The 26,996-nt window shown below is 73.2% G+C and carries 25 protein-coding genes; 19 read left to right on the top strand and 6 right to left on the bottom strand.

Annotated elements, in window-relative coordinates; genetic code table 11:
• Nucleotides 1–346 precede the first annotated feature (346 nt).
• The 12 genes from ACFVYX_RS19835 (at nt 347) to ACFVYX_RS19780 (ending at nt 11,968) form a co-directional block, all read left to right on the top strand.
• The gene (locus ACFVYX_RS19835; protein WP_389682686.1) at nt 347–1,282 is read left to right on the top strand and encodes a glycosyltransferase family 2 protein; all 936 of its coding nucleotides are present in this window, start codon (nt 347–349) and stop codon (nt 1,280–1,282) included.
• Nucleotides 1,279–2,022: a PIG-L deacetylase family protein gene (locus ACFVYX_RS19830; protein ID WP_389682685.1), complete on the top strand. Its 744-nt coding sequence runs from the start codon at nt 1,279–1,281 to the stop codon at nt 2,020–2,022. Before ACFVYX_RS19835 ends, ACFVYX_RS19830 begins: the two co-directional genes overlap by 4 nt.
• A 92-nt stretch (nt 2,023–2,114) precedes the next feature.
• A complete protein-coding gene (locus ACFVYX_RS19825) occupies nt 2,115–3,227 on the top strand; it encodes a radical SAM protein (RefSeq protein WP_389682684.1) in 1,113 nt (370 codons plus the stop codon).
• A complete protein-coding gene (locus tag ACFVYX_RS19820) occupies nt 3,220–5,538 on the top strand; it encodes an AMP-binding protein (RefSeq protein ID WP_389682683.1) in 2,319 nt (772 codons plus the stop codon). Before ACFVYX_RS19825 ends, ACFVYX_RS19820 begins: the two co-directional genes overlap by 8 nt.
• Nucleotides 5,538–6,311: an SDR family NAD(P)-dependent oxidoreductase gene (locus ACFVYX_RS19815; RefSeq protein WP_389682682.1), complete on the top strand. Its 774-nt coding sequence runs from the start codon at nt 5,538–5,540 to the stop codon at nt 6,309–6,311. Before ACFVYX_RS19820 ends, ACFVYX_RS19815 begins: the two co-directional genes overlap by 1 nt.
• Nucleotides 6,311–7,528, top strand: coding sequence for a Gfo/Idh/MocA family protein (locus ACFVYX_RS19810; protein ID WP_389682681.1), 1,218 nt, complete (start codon nt 6,311–6,313; stop codon nt 7,526–7,528). Before ACFVYX_RS19815 ends, ACFVYX_RS19810 begins: the two co-directional genes overlap by 1 nt.
• On the top strand, nt 7,525–8,628 hold the full coding sequence (locus tag ACFVYX_RS19805) for an LLM class flavin-dependent oxidoreductase (protein ID WP_389682680.1): 1,104 nt from the start codon (nt 7,525–7,527) through the stop codon (nt 8,626–8,628). Before ACFVYX_RS19810 ends, ACFVYX_RS19805 begins: the two co-directional genes overlap by 4 nt.
• A 26-nt stretch (nt 8,629–8,654) precedes the next feature.
• Entirely contained in the window at nt 8,655–9,026 is a 372-nt protein-coding gene (locus ACFVYX_RS19800) for a hypothetical protein (RefSeq protein ID WP_389682679.1), read from the top strand.
• Nucleotides 9,027–9,040: 14 nt separating this feature from the next.
• On the top strand, nt 9,041–9,973 hold the full coding sequence (locus tag ACFVYX_RS19795) for a transglutaminase domain-containing protein (RefSeq protein ID WP_389682678.1): 933 nt from the start codon (nt 9,041–9,043) through the stop codon (nt 9,971–9,973).
• Between the two features lie 205 nt (nt 9,974–10,178).
• Nucleotides 10,179–10,547 carry an MmcQ/YjbR family DNA-binding protein gene (locus ACFVYX_RS19790; protein ID WP_389682677.1) on the top strand — a complete coding sequence of 123 codons (369 nt, stop codon included), beginning with the start codon at nt 10,179–10,181 and terminating at the stop codon, nt 10,545–10,547.
• A 62-nt stretch (nt 10,548–10,609) separates the two neighbouring features.
• Nucleotides 10,610–11,008 carry a VOC family protein gene (locus ACFVYX_RS19785; RefSeq protein ID WP_389682676.1) on the top strand — a complete coding sequence of 133 codons (399 nt, stop codon included), beginning with the start codon at nt 10,610–10,612 and terminating at the stop codon, nt 11,006–11,008.
• Nucleotides 11,009–11,026: 18 nt separating this feature from the next.
• Complete coding sequence (locus ACFVYX_RS19780; protein WP_389682675.1) at nt 11,027–11,968, top strand: ROK family protein; 942 nt, start codon at nt 11,027–11,029, stop codon at nt 11,966–11,968.
• Between the two features lie 20 nt (nt 11,969–11,988).
• Here ACFVYX_RS19780 and ACFVYX_RS19775 read toward each other — a convergent pair whose 3' ends face one another.
• Genes ACFVYX_RS19775 through ACFVYX_RS19760 form a run of 4 tightly spaced genes read right to left on the bottom strand, consistent with a single transcriptional unit; the run spans nt 11,989 to nt 15,712 of the window.
• A complete protein-coding gene (locus tag ACFVYX_RS19775) occupies nt 11,989–13,362 on the bottom strand; it encodes an alkaline phosphatase family protein (RefSeq protein WP_389682674.1) in 1,374 nt (457 codons plus the stop codon).
• 50 nt (nt 13,363–13,412) lie between these two features.
• On the bottom strand, nt 13,413–13,862 hold the full coding sequence (locus ACFVYX_RS19770; protein ID WP_389682673.1) for a type II 3-dehydroquinate dehydratase: 450 nt from the start codon (nt 13,860–13,862) through the stop codon (nt 13,413–13,415).
• Nucleotides 13,859–15,241, bottom strand: coding sequence for an alkaline phosphatase family protein (locus ACFVYX_RS19765; protein WP_389682672.1), 1,383 nt, complete (start codon nt 15,239–15,241; stop codon nt 13,859–13,861). Before ACFVYX_RS19765 ends, ACFVYX_RS19770 begins: the two co-directional genes overlap by 4 nt.
• Nucleotides 15,242–15,259: 18 nt before the next feature.
• Nucleotides 15,260–15,712, bottom strand: a complete 453-nt coding sequence (locus tag ACFVYX_RS19760) for a phosphopantetheine-binding protein (RefSeq protein WP_389682856.1) — start codon at nt 15,710–15,712, stop codon at nt 15,260–15,262.
• A gap of 486 nt (nt 15,713–16,198) precedes the next feature.
• Here ACFVYX_RS19760 and ACFVYX_RS19755 point away from each other — a divergent pair, with 486 nt between their 5' ends.
• The 7 genes from ACFVYX_RS19755 to ACFVYX_RS19725 all read left to right on the top strand — a co-directional run bounded on the left by ACFVYX_RS19755 (nt 16,199) and on the right by ACFVYX_RS19725 (nt 24,580).
• Nucleotides 16,199–17,365, top strand: a complete 1,167-nt coding sequence (locus ACFVYX_RS19755; RefSeq protein ID WP_389682671.1) for an aminotransferase class I/II-fold pyridoxal phosphate-dependent enzyme — start codon at nt 16,199–16,201, stop codon at nt 17,363–17,365.
• A gap of 54 nt (nt 17,366–17,419) precedes the next feature.
• Nucleotides 17,420–18,076, top strand: coding sequence for an HAD-IA family hydrolase (locus ACFVYX_RS19750; protein ID WP_389682670.1), 657 nt, complete (start codon nt 17,420–17,422; stop codon nt 18,074–18,076).
• Complete coding sequence (locus tag ACFVYX_RS19745; RefSeq protein ID WP_389682669.1) at nt 18,073–19,098, top strand: LLM class flavin-dependent oxidoreductase; 1,026 nt, start codon at nt 18,073–18,075, stop codon at nt 19,096–19,098. The genes ACFVYX_RS19750 and ACFVYX_RS19745 overlap by 4 nt, the downstream gene beginning before the upstream one ends.
• A gap of 2 nt (nt 19,099–19,100) precedes the next feature.
• Nucleotides 19,101–20,702 (top strand): serine hydrolase domain-containing protein, encoded by a 1,602-nt coding sequence (locus ACFVYX_RS19740; RefSeq protein ID WP_389682668.1) that lies wholly within the window; start codon nt 19,101–19,103, stop codon nt 20,700–20,702.
• Nucleotides 20,703–20,758: 56 nt separating this feature from the next.
• Nucleotides 20,759–21,601, top strand: a complete 843-nt coding sequence (locus tag ACFVYX_RS19735) for an SAM-dependent methyltransferase (RefSeq protein ID WP_389682667.1) — start codon at nt 20,759–20,761, stop codon at nt 21,599–21,601.
• 60 nt (nt 21,602–21,661) lie between these two features.
• Nucleotides 21,662–23,095, top strand: coding sequence for an MFS transporter (locus ACFVYX_RS19730; RefSeq protein ID WP_389682666.1), 1,434 nt, complete (start codon nt 21,662–21,664; stop codon nt 23,093–23,095).
• A gap of 153 nt (nt 23,096–23,248) precedes the next feature.
• Nucleotides 23,249–24,580, top strand: a complete 1,332-nt coding sequence (locus ACFVYX_RS19725) for a cytochrome P450 (protein ID WP_389682665.1) — start codon at nt 23,249–23,251, stop codon at nt 24,578–24,580.
• A 17-nt stretch (nt 24,581–24,597) separates the two neighbouring features.
• Here ACFVYX_RS19725 and ACFVYX_RS19720 read toward each other — a convergent pair whose 3' ends face one another.
• Both ACFVYX_RS19720 and ACFVYX_RS19715 read right to left on the bottom strand, forming a co-directional pair.
• Nucleotides 24,598–25,965: a PQQ-binding-like beta-propeller repeat protein gene (locus tag ACFVYX_RS19720; RefSeq protein ID WP_389682664.1), complete on the bottom strand. Its 1,368-nt coding sequence runs from the start codon at nt 25,963–25,965 to the stop codon at nt 24,598–24,600.
• Nucleotides 25,966–26,225: 260 nt separating this feature from the next.
• Nucleotides 26,226–26,933, bottom strand: coding sequence for a putative protein N(5)-glutamine methyltransferase (locus ACFVYX_RS19715; protein WP_389682855.1), 708 nt, complete (start codon nt 26,931–26,933; stop codon nt 26,226–26,228).
• Nucleotides 26,934–26,996: the final 63 nt, after the last annotated feature.

The following is a 26,996-nucleotide window of genomic DNA, read 5'->3' as shown; positions in this document are numbered from 1 at the left end:
GTTCCGTTCCACCCCAGACGCCTGGGGCGCCCTTCGTCCGGCCGCAGGGGAATCGGATCTACGGGCGCCCCCGTTGTGACCAAAACGAATCGCCGCACATGATCGGAACGGCGGCCGCGGGCCTATTTCGATCAGGCGGTCTTTCCGAAATCAGACCCTGCCCGGTTGACTTCCCCGGCGTGGTCGGTGGAGCCTTCCGAGGGGCCATTCGCGGATGGCCCGGCGCCATCCCGTCTCTCCCCTCTGCCGATTTCCCGCGCTCCGAAGCGCGACAGGCCCTAGGGCCTGTCTTTTGGATCATGCCGGCCGAGCGGTGCCGACTCCCCGTCGACGGAAAGGCCGATGCATGTCCCCGCCCGTGCCGTCCCCTCCCGCCAGCCTCGCCGTGGTGGTCCCCACCCGGGGCGACCACCTCCGGCTGCGCGCCACACTCGCCTGCCTCGCCGCCCAGACCGACGCACCCGCCCATGAGGTGATCGTCGTCGACGACAACGCGCCCGAGGACCGCACGGCTCTCGCCGGGATCCTGGCCGAGGCGCGCGACCGGTTGCCCCTGCGCTCGGTCCCCGGCCCCGGACGGGGGCGAGCGGCCGTCCGCAACGCCGGTGCCCAAGAGGCCGAGGCCGCCTGGGTGGTCTTCCTCGACGCCGACGTCCTGGTCGGACCCGGCTTCCTGCGGGCCTACGCCGACGCCGCCCGGCCCGGCGTCTTCCTGCACGGCCGGATGCGTGAACTCCCCACGGCCGAACGGCTGCTGACCTCGCTGGAGGGCGCGGACCCGGCCGAGATCCAGCGGATCGCCGCCGAACTGACCACCACGGCGGACGCCCGCGGCCGGGATCCACTGCGCCGCACCATGGCGAACGCCCTGGAACGCGCCGTCGAGGCGATGGACGCGGGGACGCTGCCCGACGTCGCCGACTGGCTGGGCTTCGTCGGCGCCAACTCGGCGGTGGAGAAGCAAGTCTGGCGCTCCGTGGGCGGCTTCGACGAGGGCTTCGGACGTGACTGGGGCTGCGAGGACATCGAGTTCGGTGTGCGGCTGCGCGGCGCGGGGCTGCGGCGCGCCCTGGTACCCGAGGCGTACGGCATCCACCTCAGCCACGCCCGTCCCGGCCGCTGGCACCAGCACGGACGGAACATGGAGCGTTTCGCGCTGCTGCACCCCCTGCCGGCCGTGCGCGCCCTGCCCGCCCTGCTCGGCCCCGACGGGACCCCGGACCGCTATGTGGCCGCCGTCCGGGCCGAGGCGACCCGGGCCCGGCCGACCGGCACCCGATGAGCGCGCGGCGGGCGGCCCGCGTCCACGTGGTGGTCTCTCCGCACCCGGACGACGCGGTGTGGTCCCTCGGCGGCAGGCTCGCCCGGTGGGCCGCGCAGGAGGCACCGGTCACGGTGGTCACGGTCTTCGACAGCCCGTCCGCGACCGGCGCGGCCGACGGCTGGCGGCGGGTCGCGCACCCCGCGGTACGTCGCCGTGAGGACCGGGCCGCACTCGGCGAACTCGGCGTCGGACACGTCTCGCTCGGCTTCACCGACGCCGCGCTGCGCACCACGGACGGCCGCTACCGCTACCGCTCGGGGCCCCGGATCTTCGCCGCCCCCCACCCGGACGACGACGGTCTGCCCCGCGCGATCCTGGACGCCCTGCGCCCGCTGTGCCCGCCCGGCGCCAAGGTGCACGGCCCGCTGGCGGCCGGCCGGCACGTCGACCACGTGCTGACCCGGGCCGCCGTGGAGCACCTGGCCGCGCCCGGCACCGCCTGGTACGAGGACTTCCCCTATCCGCTGCGCGGCCGGGACCACGACGGGCTTTCCGTCCGCCGCCGGCCCCTCACCGGAGCCGAGGTCGAACGCTGGCTGGCCGCCGCCCTGCACTACACCAGCCAGGCCGAGGCCCTCTTCGGTGGCGCGGACGGACTCCGCCGGGCGCTCCTCGCCCGCGTCCGCGCCCATGGAGCGGAGGCGGGGACGCCGTATGCCGACAGGTACTGGCTGCGCACCGATCCGGACACCCCCTAGCGACGCGGCCCCCCCGCCGGTCGGGGTGCCCGGCCCCGCGTACGACCACGCGCCACGCGTGCCCCGTCGGACGACCGTGAAAGGACCCGCAGATGTCTCCCCTCGGCCCGCTCCCGCTCATCGGCAACGACCTGGTCATCAACGAGGACTCCTGCAACCTCGGTTGCACCTACTGCCTGACCGGGCAGAGCAACCTCAAGGAAGGCCACTCGCTCAAGCTCATCTTCGACCCGCCGAAGCGCGACGACTACTCCCCGGACTCGGGACTCGGCCGGCGCATCAACACCGTCGCCGACCGGCTCGGCGAACGGTTCAACCTGCCGCTGCTGAAGGTCACGGGCGGTGAGATCTTCCTGGTTCGCGGCATCATGGACTTCCTGGAGGAGCAGTCCTCCCGGTACGAGGTCCTCGTCATCCAGACCAACGGCGTCCTCGTCACCGAGGAGCACCTCGCCCGCATGCGCTCCTGGGGCAACGTCGTCCTCCAGGTCTCGCTGGACAGCCACCTCTACGCGGGCAACAGCTACCGCGTGCAGTCGGAGTCGCTGCACGCCAAGGTCGTCCGGGCCGTCGGACGGATCCTCGACTCCGGCCTGCCCGTGGAGATCTACGGAGTCCTCAACGACCGCAGTGTCGCCGAGCTGTCCGAGTTCGCCGGCTGGCTCGCCGCCTTCGACACCCCTCCCACCTTCTTCCCCTTCCCGGTCCGAGGCCCGGACGTCGAGGAGTTCGCGGTCCGGCGCGACCAGATCGCCCACATCGAGGAACTCGTCGAGCGGTACGACGAGTTCAGCGGCGTGCTGCCGCCACGCGCCTACTTCGACCGGCTGCTGAGCTTCTACCACGTCGGCAAGCGCACCTTCCGCTGCCATCTGCCCCGGCTGGTCGTCTCCAGCTTCAGCGACGGCGTCGTCACCCCCTGCCCCAACATCTGGTTCTCCGACATGGGCAACCTCCTCGGAGACGAGGTCGAGAACCTCCTGGACCGGCTCGGCACCAGCGGCCTCTACCAGGCCCTCCTCGCACCCAAGCCGCGGCTGGGCGCCTGCCACGGCTGCTTCACCCCCTGGGACACGCTCTCCATGTACTTCGAGGACGAGATCACGCTCGACGAGCTGTGCGCCGCCCCCACCTACGCGCCGCCCCGGATCCGCGGCATGATCGAGCGCGCCAAGGCCGACTACCTGGCGAGCGCCGATGTCTGAGGACCCCGCGCGGGCCCGGGGCGGGACGGCGGACACCCTCATGGACGCCGTCGGGCGGCTGGCCCCGGACACCGGTGTCCTGCCCGGCCGCACCGCGGCCGAGCTGTCGGCCGAGGCGCGCCGGATCGCCGACGCCCTCAAGGACCAGGGCGCCGAGGGCGAGGCGGTGGTGCTCCGGCTCCCCAACGGACCCGACTGGATCGCGCACTTCCTGGGCCTGCTCGCCGCCGGCGCCCGCGCGCTGCCCGTGACACCCGACACCCCCGACGCCGAGGTGCGCAGACTGCTGGGGCAGGCCGGCGGCGGCCGGATCCTGACCGCCGCGGCCCGGCCCGGCGGCCCGCCCCTGCTCGACGGCACCCCGGGCACCCCCGCGAGCGACGGCCCCGGCGTCCTCCTGCCCACCTCGGGCTCCACGGGCGCCCCCCGTCTCGTCTGGCGCCCCGAGGCCGGCTGGCTGTCCGAGGCCCGCCGCTACCGCGACGGCGTCGGCCTCACCGCCCAGGACGTCCTGCTCCTGCCCGTACCGCTCTCGCACGCCTACGCCCTCGGCTGGATGTGCGGCGGGCTGCTCGCGGGGGCCGCCCTCAGGCCCGTGCCGCCCACCGCACTCGGCGAGGCGGCCCGCGAACTCGCCGCCGGGGCCACCGCCGTCGCCCTGGTGCCCACCACGGCGCGGCTGCTCGCGACCAGGCAGCGGTTGCGCGCCGCCCGCGCCGGGTCCGGCGCGGCCCCGCCCGCACCCCGGCTGAGGATCGCCATGGTGGGCGCGGGACCGGTGGACGGCCCGCTCGACGAGCTGTTCCGCGAGGCCTACGGGGTGGGGCTCGCCCGCAACTACGGCTCCACCGAACTCGGCGCGGTCCTCACCGGCCCGCCCGGCCTGCCTCCGCTGTCCGCGGGCACCCCCCTGCCCGGCGTCGACATCCGCGTCCTGGACCGCACCACCCGCGCGGAGACCCCGGACGGCCCCGGCATCCTCCAGATCCGCACCGACGCGCTGCCCGACTGGCACGACACCGGGGACCTGGCCGTGCGCGAGCAGGGCCTCCTGCGCATCCTCGGCCGTGAGGGCACCGCCGTGCGGCGAGGCGCCCGCTGGGTGGCACCGCTGGAGATCGAATCGGTGCTGCGGGCCCACGCCGGCGTGCGTGACGCGAGGGTCGCCGCCCGCCGCGGGTCCCACGAAGGAGAGGACGGACTCGTCGCCGAGGTCGTCGTCACCGACGACGGAACCGACACGGAGGCGCTGCGCGCCCACGCCGCCCGGCACCTCGCCCCCCACAAGGTCCCCGACACCTTCGTGCTGCGCACCGCCCTGCCGAGGACCTCCGTCGGAAAGGCCGCCGCCCCGGTCCGTTACCGCCTCACCCCGCGCGCGCTGGCGGCCGCCCGCGCCTACAAGGCGTCCGAGCTGCTCTTCGCCCTCCACGACCTGGGCGCCCTGGCCGCCCTGGCCCGGGGCGCGGACCTGACGGACATCAACGCGGAGATCGGCTGCGACACCCGAGCCCTTGAGCTGCTCCTCGACACGGCGGCGGCCCTCGGACTGGTCTCGACCGGACCGGAGCCGGGCGGCCCCGCCCTTCCCGTGGAGGAACTCACGGCCTTCGTGGAGCTGGAGGAGCGGCTCTCCCGCGATCTGGTGAGCCGGGAGGCGCTGGCCGCCGTGGCACGTACCGGCGTAGCGCACCGGCCGTTCGAACAGCGGTCGCGGGACCCCGAGCTGACGCGGCTGTACCAGAACGCCATGAGCGGCCCGTCCGCCCGCGCCCGCACCACCCTCGGGCTGCGGCTGCTCCGCACGCACCCCGGCACCCGGCTGGTGGAGATCACCGCCGGACCCGGCCGCTACCTGGAGCGGCTCCTGTCCGCCGACCCCACGGCCACCGGCCATCTCTGGCAGACCGGCCGGCTCGCGGGTCCGCCGAGCGAACCGGTGCGCGCGGCCGTCGCCGAAGGCCGGATCACCACCGGCCCGGAGCTGCCGTCCGGCGACGCCGACGGCTGTGTCGTCGCGAACGGCATCCACGATCCCGCCGGCGGAGCCTGCCTCGCGCCGCTGCTGAGGACCCTGAAGCCCGGCGGCCGACTGCTGGTCGACGACGTCTTCCTGCCCTCCGGCACCGCGGACGGCGAGCCGGGCGAAGGCGCCGAACTGGCGCTGGACTGGCTCACCCACGGCGGCACCCACTGGCCCAGCGTCGCGGCGCTCACCGCCGGTCTGACCGAGGCGGGCGCGGACCTCGTCCGTGATCTGCACCTCGAAGGCTCCCCCTGCCATCTCGTCCTAGCCAAGGAGGCCGACTGATGGGTGAACCCATCGTCCGTACCGTCGAATCCATGGGTCAGCGCGGCCGAGTCGTCGTGGTCTCCGGAGCGTCCGGGAGCATCGGCGGCGCCTGCGCCCGCCACCTGGCCGAACTCGGCGCGAGCGTGGTCGCCGGATACCACAGCGGCGAGGACCGGATGGGCAAGCTCGCCGCCCAGGTCGAAGAGGCCGGTGGCACACTCGTCCCCGTCCGGGCCGACCTGTCGGCGCCGGACGGCCCGGCCCGGCTCGCCTCGGCCGCCCTCGACCGGTTCGGCCGGATCGACGGCCTGGTCGCCGCGGCCGGCCTGCGCACCCGGCGCCTCGCCATGGCCACCGACGCCGACACCCTCGCCGAACTGATCGACGTCAACCTGGCCGGCTCGGTCAACCTCGCCAAGGCCTGCCTGAAGCCGATGATGCGAGCCCGGTACGGCCGCATCGTGCTGTTCGGCTCCCGGGCCGGCACCAGCGGCCTGCCCGGCCACAGCGCGTACGCGGCGACCAAGGGCGCCCTGCAGCCGTGGGCCGCCTCGCTGGCCGGAGAGGTCGGCAAACACGGCATCACCGTCAACGTGGTGGCACCCGGCGCCATCCGGGCCGAAGTCATGGACTTCTCGCCCGAGGAACGCGACCTCGTCCTGCAGTTCATCGGCGCCGGACGGCTGGGCGAACCGGAGGAGGTCGCCGCGGCGGTCTCGTTCCTGCTCTCCCCGGCGGCCTCGTACGTGAACGGCAACACCCTGGTCGTGGACGGCGGTGCACGCTTCTGATGTCCGGCGCGGCCCGCACACCCTCCCACCCCGGCGCGGTCACCACGCCTTCGCGGCCCGGCGCGTCCGGTGCGCGGCCCCTGCGCACCGCCGTCCTCGGCGCGGGCTGGGTCTCCCGCACGATCTGGGTGCCCCTGCTTGAGGCACACCCCGCGTTCGAGGTGACGGCACTCGTGGACGCCGACCCGGCCGCCGCCCGAGCTCTGGCGCCGCCCGGACGCGAGGTCTTCGTCGGCACGAGCCCGGACGAGCTCGCCGGCCTGGACCTGGACCTCGCGGTCGTCGCCCTGCCCAACGACCTCCATGTGCCCGTGGCCCGCGCCCTGCTGGCGCGCGGCGTCCCGGTGTACGTGGAGAAGCCGGTCTGCCGCACCGCCGCCGAGGCGCGTGCCCTGGCCGAGGCCGCCCGGAGCGGCGCCGGCGTGTACGCGGGCAGCGCGGCCCGGCACCGCGCCGACGTGCGGGCCCTGGCCGAACTGCTGCCCTCACTCGGCGATCTGCGCGCCCTGGGCCTCGACTGGACCCGGGCGTCCGGAATCCCGCAGCGTGACGGCTGGTTCACCGACCGCCGACGGGCCGGTGGCGGCGCCCTGCTCGACCTCGGCTGGCACCTGCTGGACGTCGGCCTCGACCTGCTGGGGCGGCCCGGGGTGACGGCCGCCCTGGGCGCCGTCTCCGGCGACTGGCTCGAGGACGCCGGCGCCACCGCCGACTGGAGCCGGCGCAGCCACGAGGGCGCCACCCCCACCCGCACGGCAGCCGACCTGGTGGAGGACACCGCGCGCGGATTCCTGCTCACCGACACCGGCGTCGCCGTCTCCGTCGAGGCGCGCTGGGCCTCGCACCAGGCGGTGGACAGCACCACGCTCACCGTCGAGGGCACCAAGGGCGTCGCCGTTCTGCGCGGCACCTTCGGCTTCAGCCCGCACCGCGTCCCGCGCTCCTCGCTGACCGTGCTGCGGCGCGGCGAGCGCACCGAGGTGCCGCTGCCCGACGAACCCGTCGGCATCGAGTACGAACGCCTCGTCGAGCACCTGGCCCGGCGGCTCACCGGTGCCGAGGGGACGACCGGCGCGGACGGCGGCTCGCTCGCCGAGATCGGCGTCATCGCCTCCTGCGTCGACCGGATCTACGGAGCGGCCGCCGGCCCCGCCCCTTCCCCGGAACCCCGGGAATCCCCGGAACCCGTCCGCTCCCAGACCCGGAGGACCCCATGAAATTCGCGTACTTCACCCATGTGTGGGGACGGGAGAACCTCACCGTCCGCCGGCGGTACGAGGAACTGTGGCAGGAGGTCGAGGCGGCGGACCGGCTCGGCTTCGACTACGCCTTCTCGGTCGAGCACCACTGCACCCCCGAGGAGAGCTGGATGTCCTCGCCCGCGGTGTTCTGCACCGGAGCGGCGCTGCGCACCGAGCGCATCCGGGTCGGCCCGATGGGGTGGGTGCCGCCGCTGCACCACCCGCTGCACATCGTGGAGGAAGCCGCCACGCTCGACCAGCTCCTCGGCGGCCGACTGGAGGTGGGTCTCGCCTCCGGGGTCAGCGACCAGCCGTTCAGGCCCTTCGGCGCCGATTTCGCCCACCGCAAGGAGCGCACCCGGGAGTGCGCCGACCTGCTGCGCACCGCGTTCACGAGCAAGGGCGCCTTCGACTTCGACGGGCCCGTGCACCAACTGCGCGACATCACCCTGTCGTTCGGTGCCGTGCAGAGTCCCCACCCGCCGCTGTGGATCCCCACCACGGACCGCGCGACCCTGCGCCACCTCGCGAAGACCGGTGGCCACACCTGCTCGACCATGATCGTGCCGCGGACAGCCATGGGTGTCGTCTACCGCCACTACGTCGACTGGTGGCGCCAGGCCGGCCGGCCTGGCGTGCCGAACATCGGCTACTGGAGCCTCGTACACGTGGCGGAGACGGATGCCGAGGCCGAGGCGCGGGCGGCGCAGCAGGCGACCCGCACCTTCGTCGAGACCCTGCGCTACGGCTCGGTGCGCCGTTCCGCCGACCGGCCCGCCCCGGCGAGCGGCCTCAGCACCGCCGACATCCTCGCGGGCTGCCATGACTTCCGGTTCCTCATGGACCATAACCTGATCTTCGTCGGATCGCCGCGCACCGTCGCCGACCGCATCGCGGCGGCCGCCCGCGAAGGCCACTTCAACACCCTCTTCGGAGAGTTCGTCTTCGGTGACATCACCGGTGACGAGGCGATCGGCTCCATGGAGCTGTTCGCCCGGGACGTCATGCCGCAGTTGGCCGCGTTCTCCCCGTACCAGCCGCCCGAGACGGCCGAGTCCACCGTCGCCGTCTCCTGAACCCCAGGGATCCAGCCTTGAGCTCCATGACCGAACGCGACGGCGTCCTGATCGGATTCGCGGACGGCGACACCGCCGCCCGCCAGGCACTCGGCCGGCGCCTCGCCGACGCCGTCGCGCAGCGCGGCGCCCGCGCGACCGTGCTGACCGGCCCGGCGGTGCCCGCCGAACTGCGCGCCGCCCTCGGGCCCGGCGCCACGGCCCTCGCCGTCGAGCTGGCGGGCGGGCCACGTGACGCCGAACCGATCGTCGTCCCTCCCGGCGAGGCCGATCCGCTTGACCGCCTCCTGCGGGAGCTGGAACGGCACGGGCTGCCACCGGAATCCGCCGCGCCCTACAGCCCCGCCGAGGAGGACGAGGTGGCCCGCCGTCTCGAAGCCCTCGGCTACATCGACTGAACCGGGGCCGGCCCATGGTGACACCCGTCAGCAGCGAGCCGCGTGAGCGGCGGCTCCCCGCGCCGGAGCACATCGACGACCTGGTGCGTCGCCTGCGCCAGGTGCCCGACCGGCAGCGCCGCTTCTCGGTCACGTCGGCCCAGGCCCGCCGCGTGCACGGCATCCGCCCCGAACTCCTGGCCGCGCTCACCGCCGCCGGCGTCCCGCACATCGGCGTCGGTGACGCACGGCTCTACGACGCCTACGACCTCGGCAACGCGGCCCTGCACCTGGGCCGGCTCTCGGTGCAGAGCCGCTCCATGCGCTCGTGGGCGAAGGCCTGGCAGACAGCACTCGACCAGGCACCGGGCCACCGCGTGGAGGTGGTCTCCGCCTGCCCCGCCCCCGGCCATCCCGGCACGTGCCGGTACGGGGTGCTGCTCGGCGGCCGGCGGCGCCTGGTCGAGGGGCCCGCGGAGGAGGCCCGTCTGGGCGAGATGCATCCGGTTCCCGCCACCCGCGTCTGGCCCGAACTTCCTTCCGATCTACGGGGGTTGCTCCAGGAGGTGGAAGAGGTCGGGTTCTTCCTGCTGCCCGAGGCGGTGCGCTGGGACCCGGAGTTCATGTGGCGCACCCGGATGTCCGACTGCGGGGGCGCCGCGGCCTGGCTGGTCCACGAGGGCGGCCGGCGCGGCCTGCGGAGCCGGTTCTCCTTCGGTCTCCTGGTGGCCGCCCCGTACTCCACCCCGCACTGCTGGGCGGAGTTCCTCGTCGACGGGGTCTGGGTACCGGTCGACCCGCTGCTGGCCAGGGCGCTGAACCAGTGGGGCGGACTCGGCCCCGGCGCGTTCCCGCCCGACAGCACCCCCGGTGCCCTCTTCCACCGCCTCACCGACCGCTTCACCAAGGTGGTGAGCCACGAAGGCATCTGGGCCCAGGTGTCACTCCCGACGGAACGGACCGACTGAGCGGACCGGGTACGTCGCCGCCCGGCGGCGCGGGGCGTTTCCGCACGACGTCGACCCTTTTCGGCCATCGTGTGCCGATCGCGGGAACGTTGGCCGCGACCGCCGGAGGGACGGCCTAGGCTGGCGGACACCACCGGAGCGCGGGACTCCGCCGGCCGCGTGCGTCCCAGCACGTCGCCGACCCCTCCACGACGAGAGGACGGACGTGACCCCTCGAGAACTGTCCGACTTCGCGCTCGAGCTGCCGAGCACCACGGACGACGAGGCCTTCGGCCCCGGCGCGACGGTGTTCAAGGTCGAGGGCAAGGTGTTCGCGATCCTTCAGGACGCCACGCAGGGGGGCACCGCGCAGATCACCCTGAAGTGCGAGCCCGACCTCGCACTTCACCTGCGCGACCAGTACCCGGCGGTGGAGCCCGGCTACCACGTCAACAAGCGGCACTGGAACACGGTTCTGCTCGATTCCACCGTCCCGGCGCCCGAACTGCGCGAGATGGTGGAGCACTCCTACGAGCGCGTGGTGGCCGGCCTGCCGAAGGCGGTGCGCGAGCGCCTGCGGCTCCAGCGGGGCTGACCGACCGATCGGCCCGCGCGTACTCCCGGCCTGTCCGACAACACAAGGAAAGAGCACACCTCATGGCAGTCCCTCAGCTGTCCCTCTTCGGAATCGTCGTCGACGACATGGCCAAGGCCCTGGCGTTCTACCGCCGCCTCGGGCTGGACATCCCCGCCGAGGCCGACTCGCAGCCGCACGTGGAAGCCGTACTGCCCGGCGGGGTGCGGCTCGCCTGGGACACCGTGGAGACGGTTCGCAGCTACGACCCCGACTGGCAGCCGCCCACCGGCAGCCACCGGTTCGCCATCGCCTTCGAGCTCCCCGACGCGCAGGCCGTCGACGCGAAGTACGCCGAACTGGTCGACGCGGGCTACGTGGGCCACCTCGCGCCCTGGAACGCCGTCTGGCAGCAGCGCTACGCCCTCGTCCTCGACCCCGACGGCACCGCGATCGACCTGTTCGCACCGCTGGCCGACTGACACCGGAGGAGCCGGTCCGTGCCGTACCTCGGGATCGACATCGGTGGCACGAAGGTCGCGCTGCTCCTGGAGCGGCCCGACTCCGCGGATCCGGTCCGGCTCCGGTTCTCCTGGCCCCGGGACGGCGACGCCGACGCCGATCTCGACACGCTCGCCTCCGCGGTGTCCCGGATCGCGGCGGACGCCCGCCTCGGCGGGCTCGCCGGCATACGGGCGGCCGGCCTCGCACTGCCGGCCACGGTACGGGAGGGCAGGATCACCGCCTGGCCCTCCCGGCCCAGCTGGACCGCGCTGCGCCTCGACGCGGTGCTGGAACGGGTGCTGCCGGAGGTCCCCGTGGTCTGGGAGGACGACGGAAACCTGGCCGCCCTCGCGGAAGCCGCCCGTACCGGCGTGCCCGACCTGGCCTATCTCGGCCTGGGCACCGGCGTGGGCGGCGGCATCGTCCTCGGTGGGCGGCTGCACACCGGCCCGTCCGGCGGCGCCGCCGAGATCGGTCACATGCTGATCGATCCCGGCGGCGCCGCTTGCGTCTGCGGGCGCACCGGCTGCCTCCAGGCCGTGGCCTCCGGTACGGCGACCCTGCTCCGGGCCGCCGCCCTGCGGGGCGCCCCGGTGGACGCGGCGGCCTTCCGTACCGGTCTCGCCGAGGACCGCCCCTGGGCCACCGGGCCGCTGCGGCAGACGGCGGCGGCCCTGGCGGTCACGGCCGTCAACCTCGGTGAACTCCTGCAGTGTCGCGAGATCCGCATAGGCGGTGGATTCGGTCACGGAACACCGGGCCTGCTCGGCCGGACCCGTGCGGAGACCCAGCGGCTCACCCGTCCCGGCGTCGTCCCTCCCGTGATCCGCCGCGCCGCCCACGGCGCCGACGCCTCCCTGCACGGAGCCGTTCTGCTGGCCCGTACGGGAGGCATGGCGCGGCCGGCCGGCTCCCGGGCCGACCGGCCGTCGTCATGACGCGCCCACGTCTCCCCGGCTCACCCGGGCAGCCGTCCGCCTCCCGGCAGCCCCAGCAGCTCCCGTAGCGCGGGCGCCACGTCGTACAGCGACAGGCCGTCGGCCGGACCCGGGGTCACGCCGGGCGAGTCGAGCAGGAAGATGCCGGTGTCGCCGTGGTTGGCGTGGTCCGGGCCCGTGTCGTTCTCGGTGGTGTACAGCCCCTGGCCCATGCCCAGGGTGGCCAGCGCGCGCCAGCGCAGGTTGCCCACGTAGACCAGCAGGTCCGGGGCGATGCCGTTGACCTCCGGGTAGAGCTGTTCGGGGCGCAGGGCCCGGGTGCCCATCGGCTCACCCCGGTCGTCGGGCAGCCGCTCCAGCGCGCCGGCGATCCGGTCCAGGGTGTCGTCGTACTCCCGCGCCGGCACGATGCCCTCGGGCTCGCGGCCCTCCACGTTGAGGAAGATTCGGCCGTAATAGCCGCCTTCCGCCCACGCCGTGGTCCGTTTCCAGTCGACGTGCGCCTGAGCCATCGGCGTCGGCCCGTCCGGTTCCTTCGCCAGGACGAGCAGCCCCTCCTGCCGCAGCCACTCGTTGATGAACAGCCCTCCGACCATGGGCTGCGCCCCGTGATCGGAGACCACCAGGACGGAGGTGTTCTCCGGCAGGCACTCCAGGAACTCGCCGATGTGCCGGTCCAACGCGCGGTAGTAGTCGCGGAACAGGCTCTCGTAGGGGTTGCCCGGTTCGTGGCGGGGATGCTCCGGGTCGCAGTACTTCCAGAAGCCGTGGTGCAGCCGGTCCGGGCCCATGTCGACGAAGGAGAAGAACTCCCAGTCCTGGGTGGCGGCCAGATGCCGGGCCACCTTGAAGCGCTGCTCGGTGAGATCGAAGATCTGCTGGGAGACCCGGTCGAGCTCGGGCGAGCGGAAGTTCTCCACGTCGAGCGAGTAGCCGCCGGTCAGCTTCTCCAGCTCGTCGCGCAGCGCGGGCGGCGAGGTGTATTCGGCGCGGACCGAGGGGGCCAGGAAGCAGGAGACCATCGCGCCGCGGATCGGGGTCGTCGGATAGGTGCCGGGCACGCCCAGAACCACGCTGTCCCGGCCCGCGGCCGTCATCTCGTCCCAGATCCGCGGCGCCTTGATGCTGCGGGAGGTGGCGAAGGCGAGCGGGCCGTAGTCGTGGGCCGCACGGTCCCGGAAGCCGTACACCCCCAGTTCGCCCGGCGTTCGGCCGGACATCATGCACGACCAGGCCGGCATGGTGATGGGCGGGTCGACGCTGCGCATCGGGCCCCACAGCGAGCGCTGCCGCAAGGCACTGAGCACGGGCATGTCCTCGGCGAACCGGTCGAACATGAACTGCGGTGTCGCCGAGTCGAGTCCGATGACGGCCACCCTGCCGGGCTGGGGCATGGATTGCTCCCTCTCTGGGGTACGGGGGTCGGGGGCGGGCTCTTCGGGGGTCAGTCCGGCTTGTCCCCCAGGGGCACGAGCTGGGTGAGGGCCCGGGCGGCGAGGCGGTAGCCGAAGGCGCCCATGCCCATGACCACGCCCGCGGCGAGCGGGGCGGTGACGGACGTGTGCCGGAAGCTCTCGCGCGCCCAGACGTTGGTCAGGTGCACCTCGATCCAGGGCGGGGCGAAGTCGGCCAGCGCGTCCCGCAGACCCCAGCCGGCGATCATCAGCGCCCCGGGGTTCACCAGCGCGCCGGCCGCGTCGCCGTGCTGCTGGAGCAGATCGATCAACTCGCCTTCGCCGTTGCGCTGTTCGGCGACCAGCCGCCAGCCCCGGGCGGCGATCTCCTCGGCCACCTCGGCCTCGATCCGGGCCGGGGTGGTGGTGCCGTAGATCTCCGGCTGGCGGGTGCCGAGCGTGCCGAGGTTGGGACCGTTGAGCAACAGAACATGGCTCATTCGCGTACCCCCTCACCGGCGCCGAGGACGACCCTGCCGTCGAGACCCAGCGGCCGGATGCCGATCGAGGCGAGCACGGTCGGCGCCACGTCCACCATGTCGAACGGCTCAGGGGACACCCCGGCGGCCTCCGGCGGCCCCTGGGCTCCCCGCCGGTAGAACACGGCGTCCTCCCTGGTGTGGGTGCCGGTCAGCGTGTCGGAGCGCAGCAGGGCCGTGCCCTCCCAGCCGCCGCGCAGCTGTACGCCCGGCGCGGGCAGCGCCAGCAGGTCCGCCGAATGATCCACCAGCGGACCGTCGTACAGTTCCTCGGACCGGTACACCCGCGAGATGAGCAGGGGACCGTCCACCTCGGCACCGACCCGCTCCCCGTCACTGCGCAGCGCGGACAGTTCGGCGGCGATCTCCTCGGCCAGGGCCTCCGCCTCGGAGTCGGTGAGCCCGCCGCCCGCGAACCGCTTCTCGCGGTGCAGGTAGATCCGCGCGGGATCGAGGGCGAAGGCCTGGGTACGGGCATCGAGGCCGGCCGCGAGTGTGGGCGCGGCGCTCAGTGGGGCCAGGTAACCGGCCTCCCTCAGCCAGGAGTTGACGTAGAACTGCCGGTCGACCGGGCCGAAGCCGTGGTCGCTGACGAGGAAGAGCTCGTCGTCGTCCCGGCACAGGTCGACGAGCCGGCCGACACAGGAGTCGACCAGCCGGTAGAAGTCCCTCACAGCCCCGTGCAGAGGGTCGGCGGGGTCGGCCACGGCCCGCCACAGGAAGTGGTGCACCCGGTCGGTCTCGGTGATGACCGCCACGCCCAGGTCCCACGGCTCGTGCGTGAGCAGGTGCTCCATGGCGTCGGTGCGCGCCCGCAGGGCCCGCGCCGCCCGGCCGAGGAACCCTTCGGGGTCCTTCGCCACGTCGCCGACCTCGACGTCCAGCTCGTAGCCGAAGTCGCGCAGCACGGGAAGCAGCCTGGCTGGGGTGACCGCCTGTTCCATCCGGGGGGCCACGAATCCGGAGACCACGACGCAGTCGGCGGCCGGGGCGGGATAGGTGCCGGGGACGTTGAGGCACACCGTACGCCGGCCCGCCGCGGCGGTCAGCGCCCACAACGGCGGTTGGCGCAGATGTGCCAGGTTCGGGAAGTGCATCCGGTAGCCCGCGTCGGGCATGAGGTCGGTGAAGCCGAAGATGCCGTGCTGGCCGGGGTTGGTTCCGGTGAGGAAGGTGGCCCAGGAAGTGGAGCTGATCTCCGGCACCGGAGCCCGCAGCTCCGCGCAGTGTCCCTCGGCGAGCAGCCCGCCGATGCGGGGCAGGACGCCTTCCGCCGCGAGCGCGGTCAGCAGGGTGCGTGGCATTCCGTCGATCCCGATGATCAGGGCGCGCTCGGCCATGTCTGCTGTCTCCGTTCGTCAGGCGGTGGGCGTGCCGGTGCGGTCCATGCGGTCCTTGACGTAGGCGCCGAGCAGGTCGAGGTCGTCGATCATCTTGATCGAGAGGTCCTCGTCGGCGATCTCCACCCCGAATTCACTCTCGACCCAGATCAGGAACTCGATCGTGTTGATCGAATCCAGTCCCAGCGCCTGTACGAGTCCGTGGTCGGGGACGTCGGACGGTTCGACGGAGAGTTCCAGTGAGTCCACGAGCAACCTGCGTAACCGAGCCTTTATCTCTTCCACGGCAGAGCGTCCTTTCAGCGGAAACGTGAACCGTACGAGCGGCGGTGCGGGGCCGGCGGTCAGCGGGAGAGCGGGAGGGGAAGTCAGCGCGGACAGAGCCCTCGGCGCGGGCCGTGGACGGGGCCGGAAAGACCGCCGGCCTGCGAGGAAACGCGATCGCGCGGCACGGGAATGTGACCGGGGCATCGTCGGTCTTGTCGGCGGGGCACCACGATAGGCGGAATGACCTTTCGGTTGAGGTGCGCGTTCTGGCCATTCCTCCGGCGCGGGCAAGAAGGCGGAGAATACCCGCCCCGGCGCGGTGTACACCGATGTCCCGGCCGGGTACCGGCGGTTCGAGGCTGGCAGAAAAGCAACCGTGCGTACCGCGGCGGCCGTGCGCTCTCCGTCGTGGTGTTGACGCGGTTCGGTGGAGCTTGCAGGATTTGGATCGCCGGGCGACCCAGCTCGCCCTTCACAGTCTGCCCGTTTTCGTCAGCGCAGCTCGGCCGGGGCGTTCCAGCCCCGGAATCCCTCGTCAGAGCGCCGCCCCGAGGCCCCGCCCCGTCGCCGCGACCGACGGACTCGCTCTTCGGCCAGCGCTTCGTACGCCGCCGCCGGACAGGCAGCGGCCCAGGGAGTCGTCGCCGTACCGCGCGCCGCACACCGACCGAGACGATGAGAGGCCCGTTCATGGCATCCCCTCCGGCTCAGCCCACCCTGACGTTCCCCGCGTGGCCCCAAGCCGGTGCAGAGGAACGCGAAGGCCTGTTACGCGCCTTGGACCAGGAGGGGTGGTGGCGCAACGGCGGCAGCGAAGTCGACAGCTTCGAGCGCGAGTTCGCCGAGCTGCACGGGGCGCCGTACGCCATCGCCACCACCAACGGCACCCACGCGCTCGAACTGGCGCTGTCCGTCCTCGGCGTGGGCCCCGGCGACGAGGTCATCGTGCCCGCGTTCACCTTCATCGCCTCCTCGCTCGCCGTCCAGCGGCTCGGCGCGGTCCCGGTGCCCGCCGACGTGCATCCCGAGACCTACTGTCTCGACATCGATGCCACCGCACGGCTCATCACCCCGCGCACCAAGGCCGTCATGCCGGTGCACATGGCGGGTCAGGTCGCGGACCTCGACGCACTGGCGGAGCTCGCCGGGGCGGCCGGGGTCGCCGTCCTCCAGGACGCGGCGCACGCGCACGCGGCGCGCTGGCGGGGCCGCCGGATGGGCGAGTTCGGTTCGATGGCGGCGTTCAGTTTCCAGAACGGCAAGCTGATGACGGCCGGCGAGGGCGGCGCCCTGCTGCTGCCGGACGAGGAGAGCCATCGCCAGGCGTATCTGCGGCACGGTTGCGGGCGCCCGCCCGGCGACCGCGTCTACGCCCACCTCACCCAGGGATCCAACTACCGCCTGAACGAGTTCTCGGCGGCCGTTCTGCGGGCGCAACTGACGCGCCTGGAGGCGCAGATCGCCGTACGCGAGCAGCGCTCCCGCCAACTGGAGGCGGCGCTCGCACGGATCCCCGGTGTGGTGCCGCAGGGCCGGGACGACCGCTGTGACGTGAAGTCGCACTACATGGCCATGGTGCGGCTTCCCGGGGTGACGCCCGAGCGCCGTACCGCCGTGGTGGACGCGCTGAACGGGCACGGCATCCCCGCGTTCGTCGGCTTCCCTCCCGTCTACCGCACGTCCGGCTACTGGCAGGGCCCGTACTCCGGCGACGCCGACGAGATCGGCAAGCGCTGCCCGGTCGCCGAGGAGATCGGCGGCGACTGCGTGTGGCTGCACCACCGGGTACTGCTCGCCGACCCGGCCACCGTCGACCGGCTCGCCGAGGTGTTCGCCGAGGTCGTGGCCGGCCCTTGAGCCGCCCCGCACAGGGGGACGCCCGAGTGAGGTCCGGCAGGGAAAGGAGAGCAGATGACGGTTCAGCGTGAGTTCGCCACGGTGGTCTTCGACCTGGACGGGGTGCTCATCGACAGCTTCGCGGTCATGCGCCAGGCCTTCGCCGCCGCCTACCGGGAGGTCGTGGGCGAGGGAGAGCCGCCCTTCGACGAGTACCGCACCCATCAAGGACGATATTTTCCGGACATCATGCGCCTGATGGGGCTGCCCCTGCGGATGGAGCGGCCCTTCGTCGAGGCCAGCCACCGGCTCGTCGCCGAGGTCGAGGTGTACCCGGACGTCCCCCTGCTGTTGAAACGGCTGCGGGAATCCGGCATTCGCACGGGCATCGCCACCGGCAAGTCCGGGGCGCGGGCGCGCACCGTCCTGGAGGTGGTGGGCCTGCTTCCCCTCCTTGACACGGTCGTGGGCAGCGACGAGGTGCCGCGGCCCAAGCCCGCCCCCGACATCGTCCGAGAGGCGCTGCGCCGGCTCGGCGCCGGTCCCGAGGACGCTGTGATGGTCGGGGACGCCGTCATCGACATCCAGAGCGGCCGGGCGGCCGGGACGGCCACCGCCGCAGCGCTGTGGGGGGAGACCGAAGCGGATCCACTGCGCGCGGAGCGCCCCGACTTCGTACTGAAGGACCCCGTCGACCTGCTGGCGCTCGTCCCCGGCGGGGCCGACCGATGAGCACGGGGGCCGCACGCCCGCGCTGGAGCCTTGTCGCCCCGCAGGGCACCCACCTCGAACTGGCCGGGCTCTCCGGGACCGACGCCTGGCGGACCCTGACGGAGACCGCCGAGCTGGCCCGCACCCTGGGATACGACACGCTGTGGCTCGAGGACCGCACGGACACGCGGCCGCGCCGAGAACCACAACCGGTGACCGAGAGCTGGACGGCACTCGGCGCCCTCGCCGCCACCGTCCCCGGCATCGGCCTGGGACTGCTCAGCCCGACCCCGCCCCACCGCAACGCCCTCCTGCTCGCGAAGCGGGCGGCGGGCGCCGACATCATCTCCGGCGGCCGCTTCACTCTGGGACTGTCCACCGTCCCACAGCTGACGGAACACGTCGCCGCGGGCACCGCCGGCCCCGGAAGCGGCACCGGGCCCGCGCTCGCCGAGACGATCGAGGCGCTGCGGGCCCTGTGGTCCGGCGTCCGTACCACCCTCGACGGGGAAACCGTCACCCTCGCCGGCGCCCACGCGGTACCCGTCCCGGTCCACACCCGGCTGCCCCTGGTGGTCCGGGCGAACGCGGCCCTCCCCGACGTCGCCGACCTGCTGCCGGAGGCCGCGGTCCGCGAGTGCGCCGCCGTCCAGTGGCAGGGCGAACCCGGTGAAGTGGCGCACGCCGTCGCCGGGTTCGGCGTGCGGCGGGAGAAGCTCGGCCTGGACCCGGCCCGGACCCGCCACGCGGTCCTCGCCGAGTGCCGGGTCTTCGAGGACCGGGTGAGCCGGGACCGATGGCTGTCCACCCCGCATGTGGTGGCGTTCTGGAGTCACCACCCCGACCTGCTGGCCCGGCGCAGCCTGTACGGGACCGTCGAACAGCTCATCGAACGCGCCGGGCGCTACGCCGCCGCCGGGGTGGAGGAGTTCGTCCTGTGGTTCCGCGACTACCCGGAGACCGGGAGTCTGCGCCGGGTCGTCGAAGAGGTCGCTCCGCGCGTCCAGGCGTCCGCCCCCGGTACGGACACCGGGGAGGCGTAGACATGGCGACGCCCACCGCGACCGCCGGCTACCTGTCGGACGCCTGGCTCTTCCTGGCCGCCGGGTTGGCTCCCGCACCCGACCGGGGCCGGCGCAGCACCGTCGCTCTCCGTCTGACGGTCACCGACCCGCCTCCCGGCGTCCATGCCGCGGTCGACGTGTACGTCGACCTGGAGGCCGGCCGGCTCGCGGTCACACCGGCGGCCGGCGAGCCACCCGCTCTGCTGATCACCCTGCCGTACGCCGCCGCTCACACGCTCCTGCTCGGCGCCGCGCGGCCACGCGCGGAGCTGCTGGAAGCGGGTGACGTCACGATCACCGGCAACTTCAGCCTGCTGTTCTTCATCGACGCGGCGCTGCAGCGCGACCGCAGCGGCCATGTCGCCGCCCTGCGCGCCGCGACCGCCCCACCGCCCGGGCACCTGTCGTGGGCCGAGTCCGAGCCGGAGACCGAGACCCCTGAGGCCGGCACGGCCCAGGCCGACCGGGAGGCCTTGCTCCGGGCCGGGGACACCTTGCCCGACGCTCTGCGGGAGCTGGGCCGCGAGGTGGGCACGTCCACCCCGGGAGCGCAGTTCTACGTGTCCCAGGACGGCAAGGTCCTGGCGGACGTCGGCCTCGGTTCGGCCCGGCCCGGCGTCGCCATGACCGCGCGGTCCGCACCCCTGTGGTACTGCTGTGCCAAACCACTGCTTTCGGTCGCTCTCGGCCGCCTGTGGGAGGCCGGCGACTTCGACCCCTACCGACCGGTCGCCGAGTACCTGCCCGAGTTCGGCACCCACGGCAAGTCCCGCATCACCGCGATGGAACTGCTCTGCCACACCGGCCCGTTGGCCACCGGCCTGGACCCGCTGCACGGTGTCGTGACGGGCCCCGACGCGGAACGGCTGCGGCGCGCCCTCGACGTGCCGGTCCCGGCCCGCCGTCCCGGAGACCGGCCCGGCATCGCCTACAGCCAGTGGTGGGCCTGGTTCGTACTGGCCCGTCTCCTGCCCGCCATCGACGGCCGTGACTACGTCGACTACGTCGAGCAGCAGATCCTGCGCCCCTGCGGCATGGACGACACCCGGGTGTGTCTGACCGCCGAGGAGTACGCGGCGTACGGCGACCGGCTCCCGCTCATCCACGTGTCCAACCTCGGTGACGTACCGCAGCCCACCTACTTCTGGTCGACGCGCGGCGCCACCACGCGCTGCGTCCCCGGAGTGAACACCCGAGGCCCCCTCAGCGATCTCGGTCGCCTGTTCGAGATGGTGCTGGACGGCGGAAGCGCCCCCGGCGGACGCGTCCTGGCGCCGACGACCGCGGCCGCGCTCACCGCCCGCCATCGCACCGGATTGACCGACCGGTACGGAAACGCCGACTGGGGTTTCGGATTCCGTCTCGAATGCCGTTCGCTCGGCCCCGAGTACACGAGCTTCTCGCGTCATGCCTCGCCGCGCGCCTTCGGCCACGACGGGTTGTGGACCGCGGTCGTCTTCGCCGACCCGGAGGCCCGGCTCACCGTAGCCGTCCATCTGAACGGCAAGGTGGAGCACGAGCGGCACCGTGAGCGCATCCTCCGGATCGCCGACGCCGTCTACCAGGACCTCCGTCTGACCTGAGTCCACCGAAGTCCAGCCCCGACCGACCCGAACTCCGCAGAACAGAGAGGCGTCCCATGGCACAGCAGCCCGCTCCGCCCACCCTGCCCGTCCCCGACGAGGTCGGCCGGCTCTATGACCGCTACACCGACCTCGGCAGTGCCACGCTGGGCGAGAATCTGCACTTCGGGTACTGGGACGCCCCGGACAGCCCCGTGCCTCTGGCGGAGGCCACCGACCGGCTGACCGACCTGATGACGGACCGTCTGCGCGTCGGCCCCGGCTCCCGGGTGCTCGATCTCGGCTGCGGTACGGGCCGCCCCGCCCTCCGCATCGCCGACCGCACGGGCGCGGACGTCACCGGCATCTCCATCAGTCACAAGCAGGTCGAGCGGGCCACGGTGCTGGCCGCCGACCGCGATCTGACGGACCGGGTCCGGTTCGAACGGGCCGACGCGATGGACCTGCCGTTCGCCGCCGGCTCCTTCGATGCCGTCATCGCCCTGGAGTCCATCATCCACATGCCCGACCGGGCCCGCGTCCTGCGTCAGGTCGCCCGGGTGCTCCGGCCGGGCGGACGGCTCGTGCTCACCGACTTCTTCGAACGCGCACCGATCCCCGACGCGGGGCGGCCCGCCGTCGAGCGGTATCTGCGCGAGTTCATGATGACGATGGTCCAGGCGGAGGACTACCCGCCCCTGCTGCGCCAGGCCGGACTGTGGTTCGACGAGCTGACCGACATCAGTGGACCCACCCTGCGCCGTACCTTCATCGAGCTGTCCGCGCGCATCAACGGCTCCGCGCGGCAGCTCGCGGCCGATTACGGCGGCGAACTGGTGGAGCAGTTCGATCCGGCCGACATGACGGACGTCGAGGAGTTCGGCCATCTCCTCGTCGTGGCCGTGCGACCCGGCCGCTGAGATGGCGCGATGTGACCGTCGGCCCGCGAACCACCGGCACAATGGCGGGTCATGTCACACATGACTTCCGAAGTGGACTCCGTCCGGGCCGACTTACGCCGGGGCGGATCCGCGTGGATCGCCGTATTCGCCGCGTGCGTAGGACAGTTCGTCGTCGTCCTCGACATCTCGGTTATCAACGTCGCGTTGCCGTCCATCCGCGCCGGGCTCGACATCGGTGAGGGAAGCCTGCAATGGGTGGTCAACGCGTATGTGATCACCTTCGCCGGATTCCTGTTGTTCGGCGGCCGGGCCTCCGACCTGTTCGGCCGCAAGGGCGTGTATCTCGTCGGGCTCGGGATCTTCACCGCGGCCAGCCTGATGGGCGGGCTGGCGACCTCGTCGTGGATGCTGATCGTGGCCCGCGCGTTGCAGGGCCTCGGCGCGGCCGTGCTGTCGCCCGCCACCCTCGCGATCCTCACCACGACCTTCGCGGAGGGCGCAGGACGCGTCCGCGCGATCGCGATCTGGACGGCTGTGGGAACGGGCGGCGGCGCGGCCGGTGGACTCATCGGGGGCGTACTCACCGACTTCCTCTCCTGGCGCTGGGTCCTGCTGATCAACGTTCCGCTGGGGCTGACGGTGATCGTGGCGTCGGCGCTGTGGCTCGCGGAGAGCCGGACGGGTAAGGCGGTCCGGCGCCGGCTCGACGTTCCCGGAGCCGTCCTGGCGACGCTCGGCGCGGGCAGCGTGGCCTACGGCATCTCCCAGACGGAGTCGCACGGCTGGGGATCGGCGCGGGCCCTGTCGTTCCTGTTCCTCGGCGTCGCCGCGCTGGCGGCGTTCTTCGGCGTGGAGCGCAGCGCGCCGGAGCCGCTGGTCCCGCTCGGGATCTTCCGCGTGCGGTCGGTTTCCGTGGCCAACGTCATCACGCTCGTCAGCGGCATGGCCCTCTACGCGATGTGGTTCTTCCTGTCGCTCTACATGCAGAACGTGCTGAAGTACTCGGCCATGGAGACCGGGCTCGCGCTGCTGCCGCATACCCTCGCCGTCGTCCTCTCCGCCCAGCTCGCGCCCCGGATGATGCGCTGGGTCGGCGGACGCACGCTCCTCGCGCTCGCCAGTGTGCTGACGGCGGCGGGCTTCTTCTGGCAGGCGACCATGGAGGCCGACGGCAGCTTCCTGGTCACCCTGCTCGGCCCCGGCATCGCGTTCTCCTTCGGTGCCGGCGTGATGATGACCGTCCAGTCGGTCTTCGCCACCGCGGGGGTTCCCCTGGAACAGTCGGGCGCCGTGGCCGGTCTCGTCAACACCTCGCGCACCATGGGCGGTGCACTCGGGTTGTCCGTCCTGTCGTCCTTCGCCGCGGGCCGCACCGATCGGGGCGAAACCGGCCCGGAGGCACTGACCTCGGGCTATGCGCACGCCTTCTTCGGGTCCGGGGTGGCCATTATGCTGAGCATGGCGCTGATCGTGCTGCTGCCCCGGTCGCCGCGAAGCACGGCGGCCCCGTGACCACTCCACTCGGCCCCGGTGGGGACGCCCTCGCTGGGGCCGTCGCCGGACGTCCCGCGCGAGAGCCCGGGCATGCGACTCGTCGCAGGGTGAGAAAACGTGCCTCGGCCTGCGAAGACGCAGATGGGGAAGCCTAGATCCGGGAGTACCTCGATGATGCGTACGATGTTCGACCTCAAGAACGACTCCCTGGGCACCTTCCTCCGCGCCCGCCGCGAGCACGGTGACGTCGTACGCATCACCGCGGGACCACCCGGGATCCGCGCCGTCGTCTACGGGGTCTTCTCCGCGGACGGCGCGCAGCAGGTCCTCGCCGGGGAATCCGCCAACTTCCGCAAGGACAACCGCTTCTACCAGGAGGTCCGCGAGTCCTTCGGCAACGGCCTGCTCACCAGCCAGGACGAGGACTACCTCCGCCAGCGCCGGCTCGTCCAGCCCCTCTTCACCCGCCGCCGCGTCGACGGCTACGCCTCGGCCGTCGCCGCCGAGGTCACCACCCTCACCGGCGAATGGCGGGACGGCGCAGCCGAATCCGTCGACGTCCTCCAGGAGATGGCCCGCCTCGCCCTGCGCGCCGTCGCCCGCATCCTCTTCGGCACCGACGTCGACGCCGCCGTCGAGATCGTCGAGCGCAGCTTCCCCGAACTCGGCGCCTACGTCCTGCGCCGCGGCTACTCCCCGGTCAACGTCCCCCGCGACTGGCCCACCCCCGGCAACCGCAGGGCCGCCGCCGTCCACGAGGCGCTCTACCAGGTCTGCGACCGCATCATCGCCGAACGGCGGGCCTCCGGCCGGGCCCCCGGCGAGGGCGACGACCTCCTCACCCTCCTCGCCGAGGCCGAGAGCGCCGAGGACGGCAGCTTCGACGCGACCGAACTGCGCGAGCAGGTCCTCGTCTTCCTGCTCGCCGGCCACGAGACCACCGCCACCTCCCTCGGTTTCGCCCTCCACCTCCTCGCCCTCCACCCGGAGGAGCAGAAGAAGGCCCACGAGGAGGTGGACCGGGTCCTCGCCGGCCGTACCCCCGGCGCCGCGGACCTCGACGCGCTGCTCTACGTCACCCAGGTCCTCAAGGAGGCCATGCGGCTCTTCCCCGCGGCTCCGGTCATCGGACGACGCGCCGTCGCGACCACCGAGATCGGCGGGGTCACCATCCCCGCGGGCGCCGACGTCATCGTCGCCCCCTGGGTGACCCACCGTCACCCCGACTACTGGGAGGACGCGGAGCGCTTCGACCCCGACCGCTTCACGCCCGAGGCGGAGGCCGCCCGCCCCCGGTACGCCTGGTTCCCCTTCGGCGGCGGTCCGCGCGCCTGCATAGGCCAGCACTTCTCGATGCTGGAGTCGGTCATCGCCCTGGCGATGGTCCTCCAGCGGTACGGCTTCGAGGCGGTCGACACCGAGGTGCCGGTCACCCCGGCGATCACCCTCCAGGCAGCGGGCCCGGCCCGCTGCCGCCTCACCCCGAGGACGACGAAGCCCTAAGGGGGGTGTCTGAGCCGTCACTCGCGCACGTACGCCGAGAAGGGGCGCACGCCCCAGTCCCACCGCACGGCGACGACCAGATCCTGGTACACGCGCACGCCCGCCAGCTCACCCTTCCCCTGGTCCACGTCGATCCCCGTGTCGATGCTCTCCTTCTCGTCACCGGTGGCCGCGTCGAGCACCACCAGTTCGTCGTGGCCGCCCTGCCGTCGGCCGCGGTCCGCGAGGACGGTCACCCGGCCACCGGCCACGTCGAGGGCGCGCAGACCGCCCGCGACGGCCACGTCCTCCAGCCAGACCTGGCTGCCGCTCGCGAGGTCGAAGGCGACCACCCGGTCCCGGTACGCCTTGCGCTCCCTGATCTCGGCCCCGGCGTAGAGCCGCCCGTCCACGACGGCCACGAGGGCCGGTGTATGCGCCTGGATGGTTCCGTATCCGCCGGTGGTCTCGATCCGGCCGGCCGCCTTCCCGTCCTCGCCGAAGAGGAGGAAGGCGCCCTGCCCGCCCTCCGTCGTTCCACCGATCTGCACGACCGCCGGCTCGGCCGACAGCAGGGTCACCTGCCCGTCCGGTGCCGGCGGCGTCCGGCCGCCGAGGGGCGCGGTCCACCGCTGCCCGCCGTCGGCCGGGTCGAAAGCGGCGAGCCGCAGTTCGGTGCGGCCACAGGCGAGTACGGCGACGACCCGCCGCTCCCCGGCGGCGACCTGCTCGGGCACACAGCCCTCAGGGACGGCGGCCGTCCAGCGCGGGGCACCGGTCCGCAGGTCGAAGGCGCGCAGGGCCTTCGTTCCGGCGACGGCGGGCCGGGCGTCGGGGGTCCACAGGTCGTCGTCGATGGTCCACATGTCGTCGGCGTCCCGCAGGACGGCGATCCCGCCGCCGACGGCGACCATGTCCGTGAACGTCTCGGTCAGGTTTCCCCCGGGGGTGCGGGGCGTGTGCCACCGTTCGCGGCCGGTCGTGAGGTCGAGAGCGGCGACGGTCGTGCAGCCCTCGTCCATCACGCTTCCCCGGGCGATCAGGACGACGGAGCCGGCCGTGCGGCGGCTGACGGCGCAGATGTGCTCCTGCCCGGGGGGCGCGTACTCCCACCGCCCCTCGCCCGTCCTCGCGCCGAAGGCGGTGACCGCGTCGTACCGGCTGCGGACGAGCGTGTCGCCGACCAGCCAGGCCCCATTGCCGTAGTCCCTGGCGCCGTTGTCCACCGGAGCCTCCCAGACGACGCGCAGCGAGCCGCCCGGGGCGGAGCAGCTCGTGGCGAGACCGACGATGAGCAGCGCCGTGACGGCCGCGAGCAGCGGGCGGAGCCTTCGCCCCGCCCCCCGACGGCCCGGCAGCCACCGCTCTCGCCCTGGTTCCGTGTCGTCGGTCGTGCGCGTCGCCATGCGGATCCCCACCCTTGGCTCGAACGGTCGAAGCCCCGACAGGGTAAGGCACACCTGATCGACACACCGCGCGCACAAGGCCGCCCCGGGTGCGCCTAGGGCCTGTCTGACAATTCCCGCCGGGTCCGGCCCGCCCGGCACGCGCGCTCGCCGCACGGCCGAAACGCCCAAGTAGCTCCGCTACGAGGGCGTCCCGGCCGCACGCCGATCGCACGCACCGAACGACCCGGCCTGATCCGGCGCGAATTGTCAGACAGGCCCTAGCGCCGGGTCGCGACCACGACCGTCGCCCACCACTCGTCGGAGGTGATCACCTCGGGGACGAGCAGGCCGTCCGAGACCTTGCTGACGGCCGCCACGGCCAGTTCGGCCTGCCGCTCGCTCGTCTCCATGAGGAGGTGCCCGCCCGGCGCCAGCCACTCCGGCGCCTCGGCGGCCACCCGGCGCAGCACGTCCAGACCGTCCGCGCCACCGTCGAGCGTGACGTGCGGCTCGTGGTCCCGGGCCTCCGGCGGCAGCAGCCCGATCTCCTCGGTCGGAACGTACGGCACGTTCGCGACCAGGATCTCGACCCGGCCCCGCAGTTCGGACGGCAGCGGAGCGAACAGGTCGCCCTCGTACACCCGGCCGCCGCGCGGCTCGACGTTCCGCCGGGCGCAGCGCACCGCCGCCGGCTCGATGTCCGCGGCGTGCACCTCCGCGCCCCCGACCCGGTCGAGCAGCACGGCGCCCGCCGCGCCGGAGCCGCAGCACAGGTCGACGCAGACCGCACCGGGCCGCGCGAGCTCCACCGCGTGGCCGACCAGGAACTCCGTACGCCGCCGGGGTACGAACACCCCGCCGTCCACCTCGATCCGCAGGCCGGCGAACTCGGCCCAGCCCACGATGTGTTCCAGCGGCAGGCCCGCGGCCCGCCGCTCGACCATCAGGTCGAGATCGCCCGGGCCGGCCGCCGCCGCGAGCAGCATCTCGGCCTCCTCCTCGGCGAAGACGCAGCCCGCGGCCCGCAGCCGCTCGACGACGCTCGTGCC

The sequence above is a fragment of the Streptomyces sp. NPDC058326 genome, assembly GCF_042879855.1.
Classification (GTDB): Bacteria; Actinomycetota; Actinomycetes; order Streptomycetales; family Streptomycetaceae; genus Streptomyces.
The sequence above is the reverse complement of the archived record's forward strand: the minus strand, read 5'-3'. Positions and strand labels throughout refer to the sequence as shown.

What these genes read in the sequence shown, in the direction of transcription:
- ACFVYX_RS19785 (WP_389682676.1), top strand. Translation starts at nt 10,610, where the DNA reads ATGGCAGTCCCTCAGCTGTCCCTCTTCGGAATCGTCGTCGACGACATG.
- ACFVYX_RS19760 (WP_389682856.1), bottom strand. Translation starts at nt 15,712, where the DNA reads ATGCCCCGGTCACATTCCCGTGCCGCGCGATCGCGTTTCCTCGCAGGC.
- ACFVYX_RS19800 (WP_389682679.1), top strand. Translation starts at nt 8,655, where the DNA reads ATGACCGAACGCGACGGCGTCCTGATCGGATTCGCGGACGGCGACACC.
- ACFVYX_RS19835 (WP_389682686.1), top strand. Translation starts at nt 347, where the DNA reads ATGTCCCCGCCCGTGCCGTCCCCTCCCGCCAGCCTCGCCGTGGTGGTC.
- ACFVYX_RS19725 (WP_389682665.1), top strand. Translation starts at nt 23,249, where the DNA reads ATGATGCGTACGATGTTCGACCTCAAGAACGACTCCCTGGGCACCTTC.
- ACFVYX_RS19755 (WP_389682671.1), top strand. Translation starts at nt 16,199, where the DNA reads ATGGCATCCCCTCCGGCTCAGCCCACCCTGACGTTCCCCGCGTGGCCC.
- ACFVYX_RS19730 (WP_389682666.1), top strand. Translation starts at nt 21,662, where the DNA reads ATGACTTCCGAAGTGGACTCCGTCCGGGCCGACTTACGCCGGGGCGGA.
- ACFVYX_RS19745 (WP_389682669.1), top strand. Translation starts at nt 18,073, where the DNA reads ATGAGCACGGGGGCCGCACGCCCGCGCTGGAGCCTTGTCGCCCCGCAG.
- ACFVYX_RS19750 (WP_389682670.1), top strand. Translation starts at nt 17,420, where the DNA reads ATGACGGTTCAGCGTGAGTTCGCCACGGTGGTCTTCGACCTGGACGGG.
- ACFVYX_RS19805 (WP_389682680.1), top strand. Translation starts at nt 7,525, where the DNA reads ATGAAATTCGCGTACTTCACCCATGTGTGGGGACGGGAGAACCTCACC.
- ACFVYX_RS19795 (WP_389682678.1), top strand. Translation starts at nt 9,041, where the DNA reads ATGGTGACACCCGTCAGCAGCGAGCCGCGTGAGCGGCGGCTCCCCGCG.
- ACFVYX_RS19815 (WP_389682682.1), top strand. Translation starts at nt 5,538, where the DNA reads ATGGGTGAACCCATCGTCCGTACCGTCGAATCCATGGGTCAGCGCGGC.
- ACFVYX_RS19820 (WP_389682683.1), top strand. Translation starts at nt 3,220, where the DNA reads ATGTCTGAGGACCCCGCGCGGGCCCGGGGCGGGACGGCGGACACCCTC.
- ACFVYX_RS19765 (WP_389682672.1), bottom strand. Translation starts at nt 15,241, where the DNA reads ATGGCCGAGCGCGCCCTGATCATCGGGATCGACGGAATGCCACGCACC.
- ACFVYX_RS19770 (WP_389682673.1), bottom strand. Translation starts at nt 13,862, where the DNA reads ATGAGCCATGTTCTGTTGCTCAACGGTCCCAACCTCGGCACGCTCGGC.
- ACFVYX_RS19825 (WP_389682684.1), top strand. Translation starts at nt 2,115, where the DNA reads ATGTCTCCCCTCGGCCCGCTCCCGCTCATCGGCAACGACCTGGTCATC.
- ACFVYX_RS19810 (WP_389682681.1), top strand. Translation starts at nt 6,311, where the DNA reads ATGTCCGGCGCGGCCCGCACACCCTCCCACCCCGGCGCGGTCACCACG.
- ACFVYX_RS19735 (WP_389682667.1), top strand. Translation starts at nt 20,759, where the DNA reads ATGGCACAGCAGCCCGCTCCGCCCACCCTGCCCGTCCCCGACGAGGTC.
- ACFVYX_RS19740 (WP_389682668.1), top strand. Translation starts at nt 19,101, where the DNA reads ATGGCGACGCCCACCGCGACCGCCGGCTACCTGTCGGACGCCTGGCTC.
- ACFVYX_RS19830 (WP_389682685.1), top strand. Translation starts at nt 1,279, where the DNA reads ATGAGCGCGCGGCGGGCGGCCCGCGTCCACGTGGTGGTCTCTCCGCAC.
- ACFVYX_RS19715 (WP_389682855.1), bottom strand. Translation starts at nt 26,933, where the DNA reads ATGCTGCTCGCGGCGGCGGCCGGCCCGGGCGATCTCGACCTGATGGTC.
- ACFVYX_RS19775 (WP_389682674.1), bottom strand. Translation starts at nt 13,362, where the DNA reads ATGCCCCAGCCCGGCAGGGTGGCCGTCATCGGACTCGACTCGGCGACA.
- ACFVYX_RS19720 (WP_389682664.1), bottom strand. Translation starts at nt 25,965, where the DNA reads ATGGCGACGCGCACGACCGACGACACGGAACCAGGGCGAGAGCGGTGG.